Origin of the sequence: Paraburkholderia caffeinilytica (assembly GCF_051027425.1) — a bacterium.
Taxonomy (GTDB): Bacteria; Pseudomonadota; Gammaproteobacteria; order Burkholderiales; family Burkholderiaceae; genus Paraburkholderia; species Paraburkholderia caffeinilytica_A.
The window spans coordinates 1,910,759-1,928,461 of sequence record NZ_CP186553.1 but is presented as its reverse complement, the minus strand read 5'-3'; the positions used below and the strand labels follow the sequence as shown (position 1 = coordinate 1,928,461).

The window sequence follows — 17,703 nt, the reverse complement described above, 5'->3', positions numbered from 1 at the left end:
CGCACATGACGATTACCTGCTTTATCCGTTATCAGATCGATCCATTCCAACGCGATGCCTTCGACGACTACGCGCGCAACTGGGGCCGCATTATTCCCCGCTGCGGCGGTCATCTGCTCGGCTACTTTCTGCCCTACGAAGGCACCAACGACATCGCGTGGGGCTTGATCGCGTTCGACAGTCTGGCCGCGTATGAAACGTACCGGGCGCGGCTGCGAACCGATCCCGAAGCGCGCGAAAATTTCAGGCTGGCGCAGACGAAGCGCTTCATTCTGCGCGAGGAACGCACCTTCACCGAAGTCGTCGAAGGCACGCTGGGGCTGGCTGCGATGGGCGGGATGGAAGCGACGGAATAGACGTTGGCGGACGCGATGTCCCGAAGGTCCGAAGCCCCGGCGCTTTCGCTTTTGACGACGCAGCCCCGGGCGGCTGCGTCCGCGTCGCGGCTGAAGTACAAGTGGTCGGCGCCCTCCGTCAGGCAAGCTTTCTGCTACCTGACGTTACAATTCAATCCAACTGGCCGAACCTTCGCCTGACCGCCGCAAGCCGCCACGGATGGAACTTGTACGGCCGAACCCGTGTCGGTTCAGGGTCGCCTCGCCGAACCGCTCCACGCGTCCCGGCACCGTCGTCCGCACCTGGTACCCCGCCTTACACCCTATGCGCAAAATATTTCACGCCTGGTTTGTCATTTTTCTCCTCCTGGGCGCTCCGCCGTCCTTTGCCGCAGCGGCTCAACCCGCCGCCTCTGCCGCCTCTGCGGCTTCCGGCGCCGCGCTCACCCTGACACCTGAGCAGGCTCGCCAGGCCCTCAGCGTCCTCAACGATCCCCAGCGCCGCGCGCAAGTCAGCGACACGCTCGAGGCGATTGCCGCAGCGGGTGCGCTCAGCGCGCCGCCAGCCTCGGCGGCTGCGGCCGCTTCGGCGCCCGCCGCGGCCAGCAGCGCCACCGCGCTCGCGCCAGCCGCGTTCAAGTCCAATGGCCTCGCTTCGCAACTGGCGCGTCAGGGCGCGCATTGGGCCGCGCACCTTGGCACGTCATTGCGCAATTCGGCCGCCGCGCTGCTCGACATAGGGTCGGTGCGTGCCTGGTGGCATTGGCAATCGACCAACCCGCACGCGCGCAGCGTGCTCGGCCAGGTCGTCTGGTCGCTGCTGGCGGCGCTGCTGCCCGCGCTGGGGCTCGAATGGCTCGCGCGCCGCCTGTTGCGCCGCGCCTACACGGCCCTCGCCGCGCGCCGCGAACGTGGCGATGAAGACAGCGCGCTACAAGCCGACCTGCCCGTCGACGTCGTGCCGCAACAGGTCGATGCGCCGAATGCCGCGCCGCCGCTGCCCGTTTCTCCCGATGCGTCGGCGCAGGCGGCGAAACAGCCTGGCACGTCCTCGTCATCGCCCTCGCCCATGCGCTCCACAGGCCAGGCCACCGAAGCCAAAGGCCAGCAGAAAGCCGTGCTTCACCTGACGCTCCTGCAGCGTCTGCCGCGCGCGCTGCTGACGATGGTGCTGCGCCTGTTGCCGCTCTTCGTGTTCGTCGGCGCAGCGAGCGCGCTGATGTCGATCTTCACCGACGATGGCACGCCGCAAGACCGCGCGCTCGATTCTCTGATCGACATCTACGTGCTGTGCCGCGTGATCGTGATCGTCAGCGGCTTCTTTCTGCAGCCCGCCGCGCCGCGCCTGCGCCTGTTGCGCATGAGCGATGCGTGGGCCGTTTTCGTGCAGCGCTGGATCGTGCGGATCGTCGCCGTGGTCGGCGCCGGTTCTGCGATCGCGGAGATCGCGCAGGCGCTCGGTTTGAACGACGCGGCGCATCTCGCGCTGATGAAGGTGGTCGCGCTCGCGGGCCACATCATGATCTCGATCCTGATCCTGCGATGCGCGAAGCCGGTCGGCGAATTGATCCGCAGGCGCTTCGCCGCGCGCGAGTCGCTGCAAATGTTCGGCAATGCACTCGCCGACGCATGGGCATGGTTCGCGGTGTTCATCGTGATGGCGCTATGGTTCATCTGGGCGCTCGACGTGCAGAACGGCTATTACACCCTGCTGCATCTCGGCGGCATTACGCTGGCGATCCTGGTGGGCGCGCGAGTCGTCTCGATCGTGATTTTCGGTGCGATGGCGCGGCTCTTCCATGTCCAGGGCGACGCGGAGCAGTCGCTCGTGCACCAGCATGCCTACCGCTATTACCCGCTGCTGCGGCGAGTCGTCTCGTGGATCATCGGCGTCGTCACCGCGCTCGCGCTGCTGCAGGTATGGGGCGTCAACGTGGGCGAACTGTTCCGGGCCGGTTCGATTGGCCATCGGCTGGCTTCGGCGATGATCACGATCGGCGTTGCCGCCGCGATCGCGCTGCTGGTGTGGGAAAGCGTCAACGTGGCGGTCGAACGGCGGCTCGACCGCTGGACCACCAGTGGCGACCTGGTGCGCGCCGCGCGCCTGCGCACCCTCCTGCCGATGCTGCGCAGCGCGCTCTTCTGCGTGATCGCGCTGGTTGTGGTGCTGACCGGCTTGAGCGAACTCGGCGTGAACATCGGGCCGCTGCTGGCGGGCGCGAGTATCTTCGGCGTGGCGCTCGGCTTCGGCTCGCAAAAGCTCGTGCAGGATTTCATCACCGGCATGTTCCTGTTGATGGAAAACGCCATGCAGGTCGGCGACTGGGTCACGCTCGCGGGCGTATCCGGCACGGTCGAATATCTGTCGATCCGCACCGTGCGCTTACGCGGCAGCGACGGTTCGCTGTACACCGTGCCGTTCAGTTCGGTCTCGACCGTGAACAACACCAATCGCGGGCTCGGCAATGCGGCGGTGCGGGTGAATATCGTGTTCGGCGCGGATGTCGATCTGGCTATCGCCACGTTGAAGGAAATCGGCGCCGCGCTGCGCGAGGACGAGAAGTTCAAGGACGGCATCCTGTCCGACTTCAGCTTCTGGGGCGTGGACGGGCTGGATGGTTCAGCGGTGACGCTGGCCGGCCAGATCCAATGCCGCGACACCGCGCGCTGGGGCGTGCAGCGCGAATTCAACCGGCGCATTTTCGACCAGTTCAGCGCGCGTGGCATCGAAATCGCGAACCCGCAGCGGCATTTGTTGACGTGGGATGCGGAGAGCGTACCGGCCAAGGTCGACTCGAACGGCGCGCGCGAGACACCCGAAGCGAAGTGAGGTGCGCGATTCGTCTGTGCCTGCCTGTGCTCGTCTCTGCCCGCCGGTGCCTGTGTCGACCTGTTGTCGACCTATTGCACCTGCCACCAGCGCGGCAACAGGCGCTGCACTTCCGGGCGCCGGTAGCGGTCGTCGATCAGATGCACCACACCCTGGTCCTGCTCGGTGCGAATGACCCGGCCCGCGGCCTGCACGACTTTCTGCAAACCCGGATACAGATACATGTAGTCGTAGCCGCTGCCGAATTTCGCGTCCATGGTGCGGCGCATCTGTTCGTTGACGTCGTTCATCTGCGGCAGGCCGAGCGTCGCGATAAAGGCGCCGATCAGTTGCTGACCGACCAGATCGATGCCCTCGGAGAACGCGCCGCCTAACACCGCGAAGCCCACGCCCTGGTTCATGGTGCGAAAGCGCGCGAGGAATGCATCGCGCGCCGGCTCGTCCATGCCCTGTTCCTGCGCCCATACCGGCAATGTCGGATGACGCTCGCGCATCAACGCCACCACCTGCTGCAGATACTCGAAGCTGCTCAGAAAGCCGAGATAGTTGCCCGGCTGCGTCGCGTATTGCCGCGCGATCAGATCGGCGATGGGCACCAGCGACCGTTCGCGGTCCCGCCAGCGCGTCGATACATTGCCGGCCACCCGCACCTGCAGTTGCTCGGCGCGAAACGGCCCTTCTACGTCGAGCCAGTTCGTCTGCTCGGGCAGACCCAGCGTGTCGCGATAGAAATGATACGGATTGAGCGTGCCGGAGAACATCACCGTGGTGCGCGCGGCAGCGTAGCGCCCCGCGAGGAACGGCGCCGGGATCACGTTGCGCACGCACAGCGTGGCATTGCGCTTGTCGCGCGGCGCGTAGCGATCCGTGCTGAGCGTAATGTCGAAAATCGAATGCTCGCCGAATTGCTCCGCCAGCGCGACGAAATGCATGGCATCGAAGAAAAACCGCAGCGACGCATCGTCGATTGAAAGGGGTGCGTCGGCAAGTTGCTCCGTCACCGCGCCGATCAGATTCTGTGCGGCCGAAAGCAGCTTGAATGGGACGTCGGTATAGACCTGATAGGTGTCGGTCTGTGCGCGCTTGACGGCGTTCCACTCGCGCTGAAGCCGTTCAAGCGGCTTCTTCAACGTCGCCGGCGCGGTTTTGCGGGCGAGCCGGAACACAGCCTGATCGAGCGACGCGCTGTACATGCGCCGTGCCCGCTCGAGCAGGTTGTGCGCCTCGTCGACCAGCACGCCGACGCGCCACTGATTGATCTGGGTGAGCGCGTACAGCATCGCGCTGCTGTCGTAGTAGTAGTTGTAATCGCCGACCACCACGTCGGACCAGCGCGCCAGTTCCTGCGCGAGGTAGTACGGGCAGACCTCGTGTTCGAGGGCGGCTTCTCGCACCGACGCCCGGTCGAGCCTGGGCCCTGCCAACGCCTTGCTGCGAGCCGCGTCGAGCCGGTCGTAAAAGCCGCTCGCGAGCGGACAGGACTCGCCGTTGCAGGCTTTGTCGGGATGCTCGCAGGCCTTGTCGCGCGCGACCAGCTCCAGCGTTCTGAGCGGCAATCGCTCAACGGACGGCGTGGCGCTTTGATGAAGCGTTTCGATTGCATCGAGGGCCAGCGCGCGGCCCGGCGTTTTCGCGGTAAGGAAGAACACGCGATCGATCTGGTCCGACGCGCACGCCTTGAGTAGCGGAAAAATCGTCGCCAGCGTCTTGCCGATGCCGGTGGGCGCCTGCGCCATCAACGGCTTGCCGTCACGCGCCGCGCGATACACCGACACCGCCAGTTCGCGCTGACCGCTGCGGAACTGCCCGTGCGGAAACTGCAAGGCGCCGAGTGCGGCGTTACGCGCGGCCCGATGCGCCTCTTCCTGCACGGCCCAGTCGAGAAAGCATTCGCATTGCTCGACGAAGAAAATCTCCAGTTCACGCGCGGTGTGCGTTTCGGTCAGCACCGTTTCCTTCTGCGTGCCGATATCGAAGTACACCAGCGCGACCGTCAATTCGGCGAGCCCGCGGGTGCGGCATAGCAGATGGCCGTACACCCGCGCCTGTGCCCAATGCAGCGTGCGGTGATTGGCGGGCATCCGTTCGAGCGCGCCGCGGTAGGTTTTGACCTCTTCGAGCCGGTTCGCCGCCCGGTCGTAACCGTCGGCCCGGCCACGCACGGTCAAACCGCGATGCGTGCCGGTCAGCGTGATCTCGGTTTCGTAGCCGCCCGCGCGCCGCCCGGCAACTGTCAGATGGCCGGCCATGCCTTCCAGCGAGGTGGGTGCGGGCGTGAAGCGCAGATCCAGATCGCCGCGCCGCGCGGTGAATTCGCACATCGCCCGCACGGCGACCACGTAGGTCATGAGGTGGCCTCTTTCGGAGCCGCGCTCGCGCCCACTTCTGCGATCTCTGCCCTCACCCCGGTCCCGGCTTCTGCTGCCACTTCGGACACGCCGGCGTCTTCATCCGCCCAGCGCACGTCGAGCACGCGCACCGGCATGCCGTGCTGCGCGCAGTAGGCGAGCCAGCGGATCTGGTTGTCCTGCAAACGGTCGCCGGGGCCCTTTACCTCGATCAACTCGTAACGGCGTTCGGCCGGCCAGAAACGGATCAGATCCGGCAGGCCCGACCGGTTGCCGCGGATGTCGCGCAGCAAACGCTCGAACCATAGTTTCAGATGCGCGGCAGGCAGGCAATCGAGCGCCAGGGCGATGAGTTCCGGTGTCAGCAAGCCCCAGAATACGAATGGCGATTGCAGACCTTCCTTGTTTTGCAGATGCCGCAGAATCGTCTCGCGATAGGCGCCGCTGTCGAGTTGCGCAAGACATGCCGCGAACTGTCCGGCACGGCGCGCATGAAAATCCGGCGCATGCAGATCGGCCGGTCCGCGCTGGAACGGATGGAAAAACGCCCCGGGCAGCGCCGCGAACACCGGCTCCCAGCACAGCAGGCCGAATAGCGAATTGATCAGCGCATTCTCGACGTAGTGAACCGGAGCGGAGTCGCAAGTCAGATGGTCGCGGGCCACGTATTCGACTGGGTGCGGCACCTCCGGCCTCGGCAACACCAATGTGCTGCGCTCGACCGGCCGTGCGGCAGGCACACGCGCCACCGGCTCGCCACGCTTGCGCTGCAAACGAGGCAACATGCGCGCGACGCGCTGCGCTTCCTCTTCACTTTCGGGCCTGGCCGCGGCTTGCGAAGCGAGCGCGAACGCTTCGTCGAATCGTTCGCTGCGCTCCAGCACACGCAAGCGCCGATGGCGCGCGCCGGGCCACGCGCAACGCTCGTAGACGGCAAGCGCCGCCGGCCAGCTCTGTTGACGCTCGCAATGCTGGCCGATACGAAACAGCAGTTTCGCGCGGCGCGTTTCGAGCCAGGGGTTCGAGGTTTCGATCGCGGCGATCGCGGCAACGAGCTCGCCGATCGCCCCGGCTTCTGCTTCTGGGTCGCCGGTGGGCAGCCAGTCGAGCGCCTCGCGGCATGCATGCAACGCAAGATAGACATCGACGTCCACGCGCTGCTGAAACGCGCGCGACGACGGAGCGAATGCGACCTTCTCGTACTGGAACACGCCGAGATCGGCAAGCACGAACTCCGACCAGTCCTGCTGCAGATTGCCGAAGAACATCAGGCGCAGACGCTCGCAAAGCGGCGCGATGACGACGTGAAAGACGCGATCGGTGGTGTGGCTGTGCCATGTGGACAAAGGATGCGCAAGCGGGCCTTGTTCGCCGCCCTCGCCGTCACCTTGAGCCTCGCCTTCACGCCCGTAAAACGGCCGTAGCGTTTCCAGCAGATCGGGTTTGCGCAAGCTCTTCGCGCCGGGGATCAAAGCGATCGCGTCCGCAAAGATCAGCAGCAACTCGGGACGTGTGGTGAGCGCAAACAGATCGTCAAGCGTCAAATCCGGCTCGGCATCGACCCAGCCGAGCGCCGCCAGTGGCGCAACTGCCTGAAACGGGCAACCGATCTCGTCGTAGGAAAGACGGCTGGCGCGGAACAGCGTGCCCTTGCGCATCAGCATGCGAACCAGCAAGGCGCGCGACGGTTGCGGCAAAGCGGCGAAATCGCGCAGGAAACCGAGCTCGTGCGCGTCCAGCAGATCGCCGTAACGCTCGTCGAGCCACGTTAGCGCACGCTCGAAGTTCAGCAGGTAGTAAGGGGCATCAGAACGGACGTCTGACGGAGCTTCTGTCGCCACGGGCTATCACGAAACCTGTATGTTTATACAGTGATGATATCAAAGTTCGTGGCTGCCTCGGCCGTTTCGCCGGCGGTCTTGCCTATGAATGAAATCGTCGCATCGATGGCCAGCTTCTTAAGCCGCCACCGCTACCAGCGCCAACCACCGCCTGGCGCACCGCGAATCGGCATGTCTTCGACGTCCGCCGCGACGAAAAATCCAATGACTCAAGCTAGCCCTTACCCGCCGCATAAAAGCTCGCCAGATCCCGCTTGAGCACATGCAACGCGGCATCGTCCAGATAGATCATGTGGCCGGTCGGGTAGTAAGCGATCCGCACGTTGGCGCGCAGCGGCGCGTCGATACCCAGGTGGGCGAGCGCGTATTCGGTTGCATAGAACGGCGTGGCGAGGTCGAAATAACCGTTCAACGACATCACGCGCAGTTGCGGATTCTGGCGCATCGCTTCGGCGAGATCGCCCGCCGCATACGGCACGGACAATTGCTCACCCCACCATTCGCGATGCTTCCAGTCCCACTGCTTCAACGCATCGTCGTTGAAGACGCGATAGCGGTCGGCGGGCGTGAAGTGCAGGTCTTGCGCAAAATGCTGATGAAGCGCGGCGTCAAACGCGCTCGCCACGCTGCTGACCGATGCGTCGAAATCGGGACGCTCGGACACGCCGTCAAATTCGAGGCCTTCGAAACGGGCATCGAAACGGCCGACGCTGTGCGACTGGTCACGCAGCAATTGATTGCGAAAGCGCGAGGGATAAAGACGCAGACGGCTGCGCTTCACATAATCGACGTCGAGCCCGGTGAACTGCGCGACGCGTGCAGCGATTTCGTCGCGCTGCGCGTCGGGTAACGCATCGCCTTGCGCGAGCGCTTGCGCATAAGGTCCACGCGCGAACGCGCGGACCTCGTCGAGAAAGGCCGGCAGGTTGGCCGGCTTCGGCACGATCTTGTCGTGGTACCACGCAATCGCTGCAAAGCTCGGCAAGTAGCTTTCGCTCTGAAAATCGAAGCCGGGTGAAAACGCCGAGGAATCGAGTACCGACGACATCAGGATCACGCCGTTGAGCGCAATATTGTTTTGCCCCAGTTGGTACGCGAGCATCGCGGCGCGCGCGGTGCCGTACGATTCACCGAGCAGGTACTTCGGCGAATTCCAGCGCTGATTCACCGTCAGATAGCGGTCGATGAATTGCGCAAACGCGTCGAGGTCTTTATCGACGCCCCAGAAATCCTTCCCCGTGCCGTGCCCGACGGTCCTCGACAGGCCCGCGCCGACCGCATCGATAAAGACCAGATCGGTCGTGTCGAGCAGACTATCGGGGTTGTCCTCCAGCGCATACGGCGCGGGTGGCGTACTCGCGGGACTCGCCGTGCGCACCCGCTTCGGGCCGAACGAGCCGATCATCAGGAACACGCTGCCCGCGCCCGGTCCGCCGTTGAAGAGGAACGTGACGGGACGCGTCGAGGGCGCCTTGGTGGCGACCGTGTAGGCGGTATAGAAGACGCTTGCATTCGCCTGGCCGTTTTTGTCACGCAGCAGCAGGTTGCCGGCGGTCGCCGTGTAGTCGATCTTGCGACCGTCGAGCCGGATCGAATGCTGGGTCACTGCCGTGTTTTCCGGCGGCACAGGGATCGCCACAGGTTTGGCGTCGTGCTGCGGATTGTCTTGCGTATCGTTCTCGGCAGGCGCGGAAACCTCGGGTGAACGGCTGGTACGTGATGGATTGGCGCGCGACGCTTTAGCGGCCTGGCCGTTTGCATCGACGGACTTGCCCGCGGTCTCTGCCTGAACGCCAGGCACGCTGGGTGTGCCTGGCACGTTCACCGAACTCGCCGGGGACGTCGCCATGTCCGTGCTCGCAGATGCCGCGGATGAGTCGTCCAGTTCGGCCGCGGCGCACATCTGGCTGAACGCGGCAAGGACGGCGAGGAGCAAGGCCATCGCCACCATCGCGACCGCCATGGATCCTGCCACCAGTGATTGGCGCAACGAGAGGTAGAAGCGGAGGGCCATATGCGTGGTTCCCGGCTGCGAGTCGATATGCGTCGATATCCGACCGTCCAGACTAAGACGAACTCGGCGAACGATTCTTGACGCAAGCATTGACTACGTCAACCGAAAACTGGCTGTAACGCGCGCCTCTCACATACCGCCTCGTTTCAACGAGGAGAAGCGAAAGCGGGACGAAATACTTAAGAAAGCCATTCAGCGATCGTGGCTTCGCGAGGACCTCGTCTGGCGCTCAAGGTTTCGGCCGCGTGTCTCTTCCAGACTACGCCCGATTACGCACCGGCAATCCACCGACAAACGCAGCAATCCGTTCGCACGCGTCGATCAGGCTCGCTTCGTCGACCACGAAACCCAACCGTACGAAGCCATTCGCGGTCTCGCCGAACGCGCTGGCATCGAGCAGCGACACCCCTTGCGCGCGAAATAGTTGCCAGGTGAAATCGACCGTATCGAGGCCGGTGCCGCTCACGTCGAGCATCATGAACATGCCAGCTTCCGGCAACAGGCAACGCAAACCCGGCACGCGATGCAGGCGCTCGAACACGACGTCACGGCGGCGCCGATAAATCTCGCGCATCTCGGCGACGATCGGCGCCTTGTTCTGCAGGGCCGTCAATGCTGCCTGCTGGATGAAACCCGGCAAGCCATAGAGCATAGCCAGCGCAAGCCGGCCCATATGCTCGATGAGTGCGGCAGGCCCAATTGCCCAGCCCACACGCCAACCCGCCATGGCATGCGATTTCGACAGACTGCCGAGCGTCACCGTGCGTTCCGCCATGCCGGGCAACGTAACAATGCTTACGTGTTCGCGCTCGAACGTGAGATCCGCATAAACCTCGTCGGACAGCACCCAAAGGTCGTGCTCGCTGGCAAGGCGCGCGATGCGCTCGAGATCGGCTCGCGGCATCACCACACCGGTCGGATTGCAGGGCGTGGCAAAGAAAATGGCCTTGGTGCGCGGCGTGACGGCCGCTTCGAGCGCGTCGCAGTCGAGATGAAACGCCCGCGCGGGATCGACCGGCACCGGCACGAGCGTGGCGCCCGCGGCGCGCACACAGGCCTCGTACGTGAGATACATGGGCTCGGGGACGATCACTTCGTCGCCCGCTTCCAGCAAACATAGCGACGTGGCGAACACGCCGTTCTGCGCACCCGCCGTCAGAATCACGTTAGCCGCGCTCGCGGCGCAACCGGTGGTGCGCGTGTGTTCTTCGGCAATCGCCACGCGCAGCGGTTCACGCCCGGACACGGCGCTGTAATGCGTATCGCCGCTGCGCAATGCCTCGATGGCGCGTTCGACGATCGGCATGGGCGTTGCGAAGTCGGGGTCGCCGACGCTCAGCACGATCACGTCCTCGCCATTGGCGAGCGCCTGTTGCGCGACACGATGGATTTCCCACGCCGACGTGCGCTTGCCTTGCAAACGCTCGACCAGATTCGAGTACTTCATTGACTCACCCCGTTTCGACTTGAGCCGCCAATGTAATGGGGCGCGCGCGAAACGTCCAGATACGAAAAAGAGTCATGCGAGCACGCAGTCTCGCATGACCCTTCGATAAAGCTTCGCTGGATCGGGTGACGTCCGCTTAAACCTGGCGGCGCAACTCGGCCGGCGGCACTTTCATCAGATGGCGATACTTCGCTATCGTGCGCCGCGCCACCAGCACGCCCTGATCCGCGAGCATCTTCGCGAGCGTCACGTCAGACAGCGGATCGTGCGTATTTTCCGCGGCAATCATTTCCTTGAGCAGTGCGCGCACGGCCGCGGCCGAACAGGTGCCGCCGCTTTCCGTGCCGAGTTCACGCGGAAAGAAGTGCTTGAACTCGAAGATGCCGCGCGGCGTAGCCATATATTTGTTGCCGGTCGCACGGGAAATGGTGGACTCGTGCAGACCGAGTTCTTCAGCCACGTCGCGCAACACCATCGGCTTGAGCGCTATTTCACCGTACTGGAAGAAGGCCTTCTGATACGCGACGATGCATTCGGCCACCCGTTGAATCGTATCGAAGCGCTGCTGCGCATTGCGGATCAGCCAGCGCGCTTCCTGCAATTGCTGCGCGAGCGGCGAACGGCTCGTACCGGCCGACTGCGCGAACAGCTCCGCATACATGCGATGGATGCGAGCGCGCGGCTGCACCGCCGGATTGATCGTCACGACCCATTTGTTGCGCACCTGACGCACGATCACGTCCGGCACCACGTAGTTGTCTTCGGTACGGCCGTAGCTGTTGCCCGGCTTCGGGTCGAGCTTGCGCACCAGCGCGCAGGCCACGCGCAGTTCCTCGGCGCTGCAGCCGATCTGCTTTTGCAGTTCAGCCTGCTCGCGGCGCGCGAGGCGTTCGAGATGATGGTCGACGATCTGCCGTGCCACCTCGCGTCCCGGCGTGTCCGCCGGCAAGGCGCTGACTTGCAGCGACAGACATTCGGACAGCGTGCGCGCACCGAGACCGGGACGATCGAGCGATTGCACAAGACGCAATGCGACCAGCAATTCCTCTTCGGTCAGTACAGGTTCGAGATCGACACTCTCTGCAAGATCGGAGAGCGTCTGACGCAGATAGCCATCGTCGTCGAGCGCTTCGACGATGAAGCGGGCCACCGCGCGGTCACGCTCGTCGAGCCGGTACAAACGCAGCGAGTCGTGCAGCTGCTCGCGCAAGGTGGGTTGCGAACGCGCCCATTCGGCGGGATCGCTGCCTTCGGAGTCGCTATTCTGGCGCGTCGAACTACGGCTGCTGTACTCGCCCGAAAAGTCGCCGGGTATGTCGTCCTGCTCCGCGCTCTCCGTCGTACCACTGGCTTCGGCCGGAATCGGTTCGGCTTCGGCCGCGGCGACTATGTCCGTGGCAGGTGTCGTACCGGCATCGTCGCCCGGCGACGCAGTGGCGAGCGCGACGTCTTCCGTTTCCGACGAGTCGTACTCGAGGAACGGATTGGTGTCGAGCGCTGTACGCAACTCCTGCTGGAACTCCAGAGACGACAACTGCAACAGGCGCACTGATTGCTGCAGACGTGGCGTGAGTGCGAGAGACTGCCTTGTCCGTAGTTCGATTGAAGGCATTGTAGTGAGGTCCCGTTAATCGCTGAAAAATGGTTCGTGGCCTCTATACAGCAACTGTCATACCAGTTCGCCCAACGCACTGTTTTTTCTAAGTTTTGCTCTTTCAGGCCCGCCGATTGCACCGTGCGGCGAGCCCCATTTTTACAAGCACCCGGCAAATTCCGGTCGCGCACCTTTCAGGCCGCCGGACAGCACGCTGCGCGCAGACACGCCGCTATTCCTCTGTCTAAACGCATGGGCGGTAACGGCTTTTCCGGTATTCGAGGTATCCGTACGGTGGGCCGGGCACATGGCTTGCGGACCGATTGTCTTCAGGCAACAAAACCCGTTTTCATCAACATCTAAAGGAGAAACCATGAAGACCATCCAACTTCTGAAGACCGCGGGCAGTATTGCCTGTGTCGCATTCGCACTGAACGCTACGGCGCAAACCAGCAGTTCGGCGCCGTCGGCAGCGTCCGAAACCATCGGCCAGCACGTCGACGACGGCGCCATCACCACCAAGGTCAAGGCCGAACTGCTTGGCGCGAAGAACGTCAAGTCGACCCATATCCACGTCAAGACCCGCAAGGGCGTGGTGTGGCTCACGGGTTCGGTACCGTCTTCCGACGACAAGGCCGCCGCAGGAGAAGTCGTGAAGGGCGTCGATGGTGTTTCGAGCGTGAAGAACCATCTGAAGGTCGCCGCGGAATAAGGTCGAACGAATGCAAAACGGCCCGACATGTGTCGAGCCGTTTTAGCGTTTACCGCGTCTACGCTCAAACGAAAGCGCTCACCTCACTCAAGCATGCCGCTCGCTGAATTCGTTGAGCGGTTCGGGGGTTTTGAGCGGATCGAAGTCGGCCCAGCGCCCTTGTTGCCAGCGCCCGTGTGCGCGTTCGATTGCCAGCCCTCCCGCTTCGCGTAGTACGCGAGCCGCGTCGAACTGATTGTCAGGCGACACATGCACCGCGACCAGTACGCCGGAATCGCGCATTTCCTGATGAAATGGCAAATGGTGGCCGGTTTTGCCGAATTCGCGGGTACGCACCATCGCCCCGGCCATCGACCCGATGTATGCGCCGACGCCGGCCGCAATCAGCGAGACCAGAATCGGCGCCGAGAACGCCGCAAATATCGCGACGCCGACCACCGCACCCACTACCGCGCCGATGGTGACACCCATTCCCGCGCCTTTCGGTGCGTCCCTCACGCTTGCATCGGTGACGGTGTCGCCGCCGATCTGATAACGCGCGTGCTGGCCGCGCGGATTGACAAAGAACAGCGTGACGTCTTCTTCGACGAAACCTGCATTGAAGAGCTTTTGCGCCGCGTCTTCCGCGGTGGGAAAAGTCGTAAACCGTGCTGCGACGATGAGTGACATGAGGCCTCCTTGCATCGTGGAATCGCCTTTTGCGGACCATGCCGCCGAACAGCGCCGCGCTGAACCTTGCGCGCAGACGGCAGGCATGCGCCCGGACTACGCGGCGGTGCCGCGATCAGGCTCCATGCCTGCCACTCTGTACAGTCCACTATGCAACACTACGCCTTCTCCGCCGTTCCGGTCGAGTGCTTCGGCGCTATTGCCAGGGTTTCCAACCCGGTTTACCGGTTAGCGCCGGGGCACGGCCAGATCGTAAATTGAAGTCGCTAGAATACGAGTCCTTCATGCTGCAACAGGGTTCTTCCCCATTCGATGACCACCCCTCATGACTCAAGACGCGCAGCGCGAACAAGCGCCGCCGACTCGCTGTTTGCGTTTCTCAAGTCGCTGCCGCTGGGCGACCGGCTGATCGAAGGCGGCGTGATGGCGGCGCAGGCGGTGGCCGGCGCCAGCCTCGCTTTCGCGATCGGCCGCTGGCTGCATACCGAACAGGCCTTCTGGGCTGCCATTACGGCGATCGCGGTCAGCCAGCACAGTTATATCGACACCCGCAAGCTCTCGCGCGATCAGTTCATCGGCGCGATGGTCGGGGGCGTGTGCGGTCTCGTCGGCGCAACGCTCGGCGGCGGCAATCTCGCGGCCTACGGAGCCACGGTTGCGGTGGCGATCGTAGTCTGCTGGATCGTGAACGTGGGCAGCGCGGCGCGTCTGGGCGGCATCACCGCGACCATCATGCTGCTCGTACCGGGCGCCGGTTCGCCTTGGGACAAGGCTCTGCTGCGCCTCGGCGAAGTCACGCTGGGCACGATCTGCGCACTGCTGGTGACGTGGATCATGTCGTGGATCGAGCGGCGCTGGCTCGGCAAACCCGACGAAGCCTAGCCGGGCTTCTGATTGTTCTCCTGCGGCTGACGCCGGTAACGTCCCGGCGTCAGCCCGACGCTCTGCTGAAACGCCTTGCCGAAAGCGGCTTCCGATTGATACCCCACGGCCTCACCGATTTCCGCGGCGCTGCGCTGCGTGCGCAGCAGCAGATCGCACGCAATCGTCATGCGGATCTGCGTGAGAAAGTCCATCACGGTCATGCCCGCGCGCTCGTTGAAGTGACGCGCGTAGGTCGCGCGGGACATGGCTGCGAGCTCACCTAACTCCGCGATCGTCCACGCCCGTTCCGGCGCGCGCAACATGCCCTGGACAGAAGCGCCGAGACGCACGTCGGCCAGCAGCGCCAATACGCCCGAGGTCGACGCATTCTGTTCGCCATACACGCGCAAGGCCATCGCGAAGAGGGCCTGACTCAATGCGGTGACGATCGCGAGCGCGCCGGGCTGACGTCGCTCGGCTTCGGTACGCATCAGCACGATCACCGTCTGCAACGCACCGAGCGTTTGCGCGCCGCCGAGCGACACGTGAAATGGATCGGGCAGCGCGTTGAGCAGCAACGCGGAGGAACCCGGTGCGTAGACGAACCGGCCGCAGAGAAGATCGAGATCGGCGCCGGCGTGGTGTTCGCCGTTGGGATTGCGCGCATGGGCGCCTTTACTGATGTTTTTGCGCGCGTGGTCGGTTGCGTTGGTAACGACTCCGTTGACAGTGTGATGCCCCCCAACGTCGTCGCCGTCATTGCGGCGCAGCGGCAGCATGCCGTCATGACTCAACGTCAACGGCGCGGCGACAGCCGCCCGCCCGACATCGCGCACCCGATGCGCAGCCCCGCGCGGGAACAGCATGAAATCGCCTGCGTGCAGGGCGACCTGCGCACCACCCGCAGTCTCGACGACGCAAGCGCCGTCCAGCACCAGATGAAAAGGCGCGATACCCGCTTCCATCGGCGCATGATCGATCTCGAAGCCGCCCGTGAGCAGACAACGTAAATCGAGACTGGCTTGCGGCCGGGCAAGGTCGATCAGCCGGCTGAGTGTGTCCATGAGACGATCGCGCTAAAAGTTGAGCGAATCGAGTATTCAGGATGTCACGGCACAGCGCAATACTTTGTCTCACGACACCGGCACCCGCCGGCTCGCTGCAAACAAAGGAGCACTGTCATGTTGAACTGGATCGATTACCGCAAGGAACTGTTCGGCCGCATCGGCGAGATCGCCAAATTGTCGCCGGATACCGTGAAGGCCTATCAAACGATGTCGAGCGCCGGCCAGAAAGCCGACCTGCTCGGCGCGAAGACGCGTGAACTGATTTCGCTCGCGGTGGCCGTGACCGTGCGATGCGACGGCTGTATCACCGTGCATACCGCCGAAGCGCTGAAACACGGTGCGACACGTGAAGAGATCGCCGAAGCGCTGGGTGTGGCAGTCGCCGTGAACGCGGGTGCCGCCATGGTGTATTCGGCACGAACCATGGACGCCGTGGCCGCGTATCAGGCGGACAGCAAGCCGGCAGCGTAAGGCACGCGGTATAGCGGTGTGGCGGCGCAGCGGTATCGCGACACGCGAGGCGCGTAGCGGACTGTTACACCGCAAACGCGCCCCAACTGTCCGGCACACCGCTCACCCACGACCTGTTCAACGCGCAACGCAAGCGACCAACGCCACGGCCCCCACCTACCGCTGCACCGGATAACGCGCCTCTTCAAGCTGCTTGCGGCGCACCTCGCCCTGGCGTTCCAGCATCCAGCCCGGGTACTCGGACGGCAGCGTGCTGACCTGGTCGAGCTTCGCAAGCTCCTCGGCGGTCAACGTCACGCCGGTGGCGGCGATATTGTCGTCGAGTTGCTCGATTTTCTTCGCGCCGACGATCACCGAGGTCACCACGCGTTGATGCAGCAGCCACGCGAGCGCGATCTGCGCCACCGAGGTTTTCTTCGTCTCCGCGATATCACGCATCACGTCGATACAGTCATAGGCGCGCTCACGATTGACCGGCGGAAAGTCGAACGTCGTGCGACGGCTGCCTGCCTCACCCTGCTGCTCGCGCCCGTATTTGCCGCTCAGCAAGCCGCCCGCGAGCGGGCTCCACACCATCAGGCCGAGACCTTCGCTATGCAGCATCGGGACGAGTTCGCGTTCGAGGTCGCGGCCCGCCAGCGTGTAATACGCCTGCAGCGTTTCAAAGCGCGCGAGGCCGAGGCGCTCCGCAATGCCCAGCGCCTTGACGATCTGCCACGCGGCCCAGTTCGACACGCCGACATAGCGCACATGACCATGCTGAACCAGCGTATCGAGCGCGCGCACGGTTTCCTCGATCGGCGTGGCCGGATCGAAACCGTGGATCTGATACAGGTCGATGTGATCGAGTTGCAGGCGCTTCAGGCTCGCCTTGACGCCGTCGATGATGTGATAGCGCGATGCCCCGCGCGCGTTCGGAAACGTTGCCGTCTGGCCGAATACTTTGGTTGCGACTACAACCTTGTCGCGCGGCACCTTGAGGTTCTTCAGCGCCTGGCCCGTGATCTGTTCGGATAAGCCTTCGGCATAGACGTCGGCCGTGTCGATGAAATTGATTCCCGCGTCGAGCGCCCGGCCGACCAGCCGCTCCGCGTCCTGCTGCTGCAGATCGCCGATCTGCCTCCATATGCCCTCGCCACCGCCGAAGGTCATCGTGCCCAGACATAGCTCTGAAACAAACACACCGGTACGGCCCAACGGGTTGTATCGCATCGTCGAAACTCCATTATGGATTCGTGGATGAGTAGGTCGTACAGAGTACTGCACCTGGCAAATTTCGGCAGGACGCGACACGAGTCCTGGCCAGCCGTCCGTCGAACGCATGTTTCAAATTCCTTACAGTTCGCATGGCAACCGCGCTAGCGCTTTCCCCGCCCGGAAAACCGGCCTCTCCTTGGCAAGCAAGGCGCCATGCGGGTCTCCAGCCAGCGTCGGTGATCCACCACAAATTCGTAAGTTATGCCGGCGGCAATTGGAAAGTGTTAGTAAGACGTGTATAAGTCGGACCATTC

Annotated in this window: 13 protein-coding genes and 1 pseudogene; 5 read left to right on the top strand and 9 right to left on the bottom strand. The window is 63.7% G+C overall.

Annotated features, from left to right (window positions below):
• The first annotated feature begins 5 nt into the window (after window positions 1-5).
• On the top strand, window positions 6-356 hold the full coding sequence (locus tag ACOSV0_RS29100; RefSeq protein WP_434110503.1) for an NIPSNAP family protein: 351 nt from the start codon (window positions 6-8) through the stop codon (window positions 354-356).
• Window positions 357-660: 304 nt separating this feature from the next.
• Window positions 661-3,165, top strand: a complete 2,505-nt coding sequence (locus tag ACOSV0_RS29095; RefSeq protein WP_434110501.1) for a mechanosensitive ion channel family protein — start codon at window positions 661-663, stop codon at window positions 3,163-3,165.
• 71 nt (window positions 3,166-3,236) lie between these two features.
• Here ACOSV0_RS29095 and ACOSV0_RS29090 read toward each other — a convergent pair whose 3' ends face one another.
• The 5 genes from ACOSV0_RS29090 to ACOSV0_RS29070 all read right to left on the bottom strand — a co-directional run bounded on the left by ACOSV0_RS29090 (window position 3,237) and on the right by ACOSV0_RS29070 (window position 12,427).
• Window positions 3,237-5,513, bottom strand: coding sequence for an ATP-dependent DNA helicase (locus ACOSV0_RS29090; RefSeq protein ID WP_434110499.1), 2,277 nt, complete (start codon window positions 5,511-5,513; stop codon window positions 3,237-3,239).
• On the bottom strand, window positions 5,510-7,354 hold the full coding sequence (locus ACOSV0_RS29085) for a VRR-NUC domain-containing protein (RefSeq protein ID WP_434110498.1): 1,845 nt from the start codon (window positions 7,352-7,354) through the stop codon (window positions 5,510-5,512). Before ACOSV0_RS29085 ends, ACOSV0_RS29090 begins: the two co-directional genes overlap by 4 nt.
• Window positions 7,355-7,568: 214 nt before the next feature.
• A complete protein-coding gene (locus ACOSV0_RS29080; RefSeq protein WP_434110497.1) occupies window positions 7,569-9,368 on the bottom strand; it encodes a S10 family serine carboxypeptidase-like protein in 1,800 nt (599 codons plus the stop codon).
• 259 nt (window positions 9,369-9,627) lie between these two features.
• Window positions 9,628-10,815: a pyridoxal phosphate-dependent aminotransferase gene (locus ACOSV0_RS29075; protein WP_434110495.1), complete on the bottom strand. Its 1,188-nt coding sequence runs from the start codon at window positions 10,813-10,815 to the stop codon at window positions 9,628-9,630.
• Window positions 10,816-10,951: 136 nt separating this feature from the next.
• Window positions 10,952-12,427, bottom strand: a complete 1,476-nt coding sequence (locus ACOSV0_RS29070) for an RNA polymerase factor sigma-54 (protein WP_434110494.1) — start codon at window positions 12,425-12,427, stop codon at window positions 10,952-10,954.
• A 355-nt stretch (window positions 12,428-12,782) separates the two neighbouring features.
• On the opposite strand from ACOSV0_RS29070, the gene ACOSV0_RS29065 reads away from it, so the two are divergent.
• Complete coding sequence (locus ACOSV0_RS29065; protein WP_434110492.1) at window positions 12,783-13,121, top strand: BON domain-containing protein; 339 nt, start codon at window positions 12,783-12,785, stop codon at window positions 13,119-13,121.
• An 87-nt stretch (window positions 13,122-13,208) separates the two neighbouring features.
• On the opposite strand, the gene ACOSV0_RS29060 is transcribed toward ACOSV0_RS29065, so the two are convergent.
• Both ACOSV0_RS29060 and ACOSV0_RS29055 read right to left on the bottom strand, forming a co-directional pair.
• Complete coding sequence (locus tag ACOSV0_RS29060) at window positions 13,209-13,790, bottom strand: hypothetical protein (protein WP_434110491.1); 582 nt, start codon at window positions 13,788-13,790, stop codon at window positions 13,209-13,211.
• Window positions 13,791-13,886: 96 nt separating this feature from the next.
• Window positions 13,887-13,985, bottom strand: a pseudogene (locus tag ACOSV0_RS29055) (DUF1488 domain-containing protein); the annotation flags it as partial.
• A 117-nt stretch (window positions 13,986-14,102) separates the two neighbouring features.
• Between ACOSV0_RS29055 and ACOSV0_RS29050 the strand changes: the two are divergent.
• Complete coding sequence (locus ACOSV0_RS29050) at window positions 14,103-14,672, top strand: FUSC family protein (protein WP_434110489.1); 570 nt, start codon at window positions 14,103-14,105, stop codon at window positions 14,670-14,672.
• On the opposite strand, the gene ACOSV0_RS29045 is transcribed toward ACOSV0_RS29050, so the two are convergent.
• Window positions 14,669-15,718: an AraC family transcriptional regulator gene (locus ACOSV0_RS29045; protein ID WP_434110488.1), complete on the bottom strand. Its 1,050-nt coding sequence runs from the start codon at window positions 15,716-15,718 to the stop codon at window positions 14,669-14,671. The two genes, ACOSV0_RS29050 and ACOSV0_RS29045, sit on opposite strands and share 4 nt — an antisense overlap.
• A 117-nt stretch (window positions 15,719-15,835) precedes the next feature.
• On the opposite strand from ACOSV0_RS29045, the gene ACOSV0_RS29040 reads away from it, so the two are divergent.
• Complete coding sequence (locus tag ACOSV0_RS29040; RefSeq protein ID WP_201072666.1) at window positions 15,836-16,192, top strand: carboxymuconolactone decarboxylase family protein; 357 nt, start codon at window positions 15,836-15,838, stop codon at window positions 16,190-16,192.
• A gap of 156 nt (window positions 16,193-16,348) precedes the next feature.
• Here ACOSV0_RS29040 and ACOSV0_RS29035 read toward each other — a convergent pair whose 3' ends face one another.
• Window positions 16,349-17,404, bottom strand: a complete 1,056-nt coding sequence (locus tag ACOSV0_RS29035) for an aldo/keto reductase (protein WP_434110487.1) — start codon at window positions 17,402-17,404, stop codon at window positions 16,349-16,351.
• Window positions 17,405-17,703: the final 299 nt, after the last annotated feature.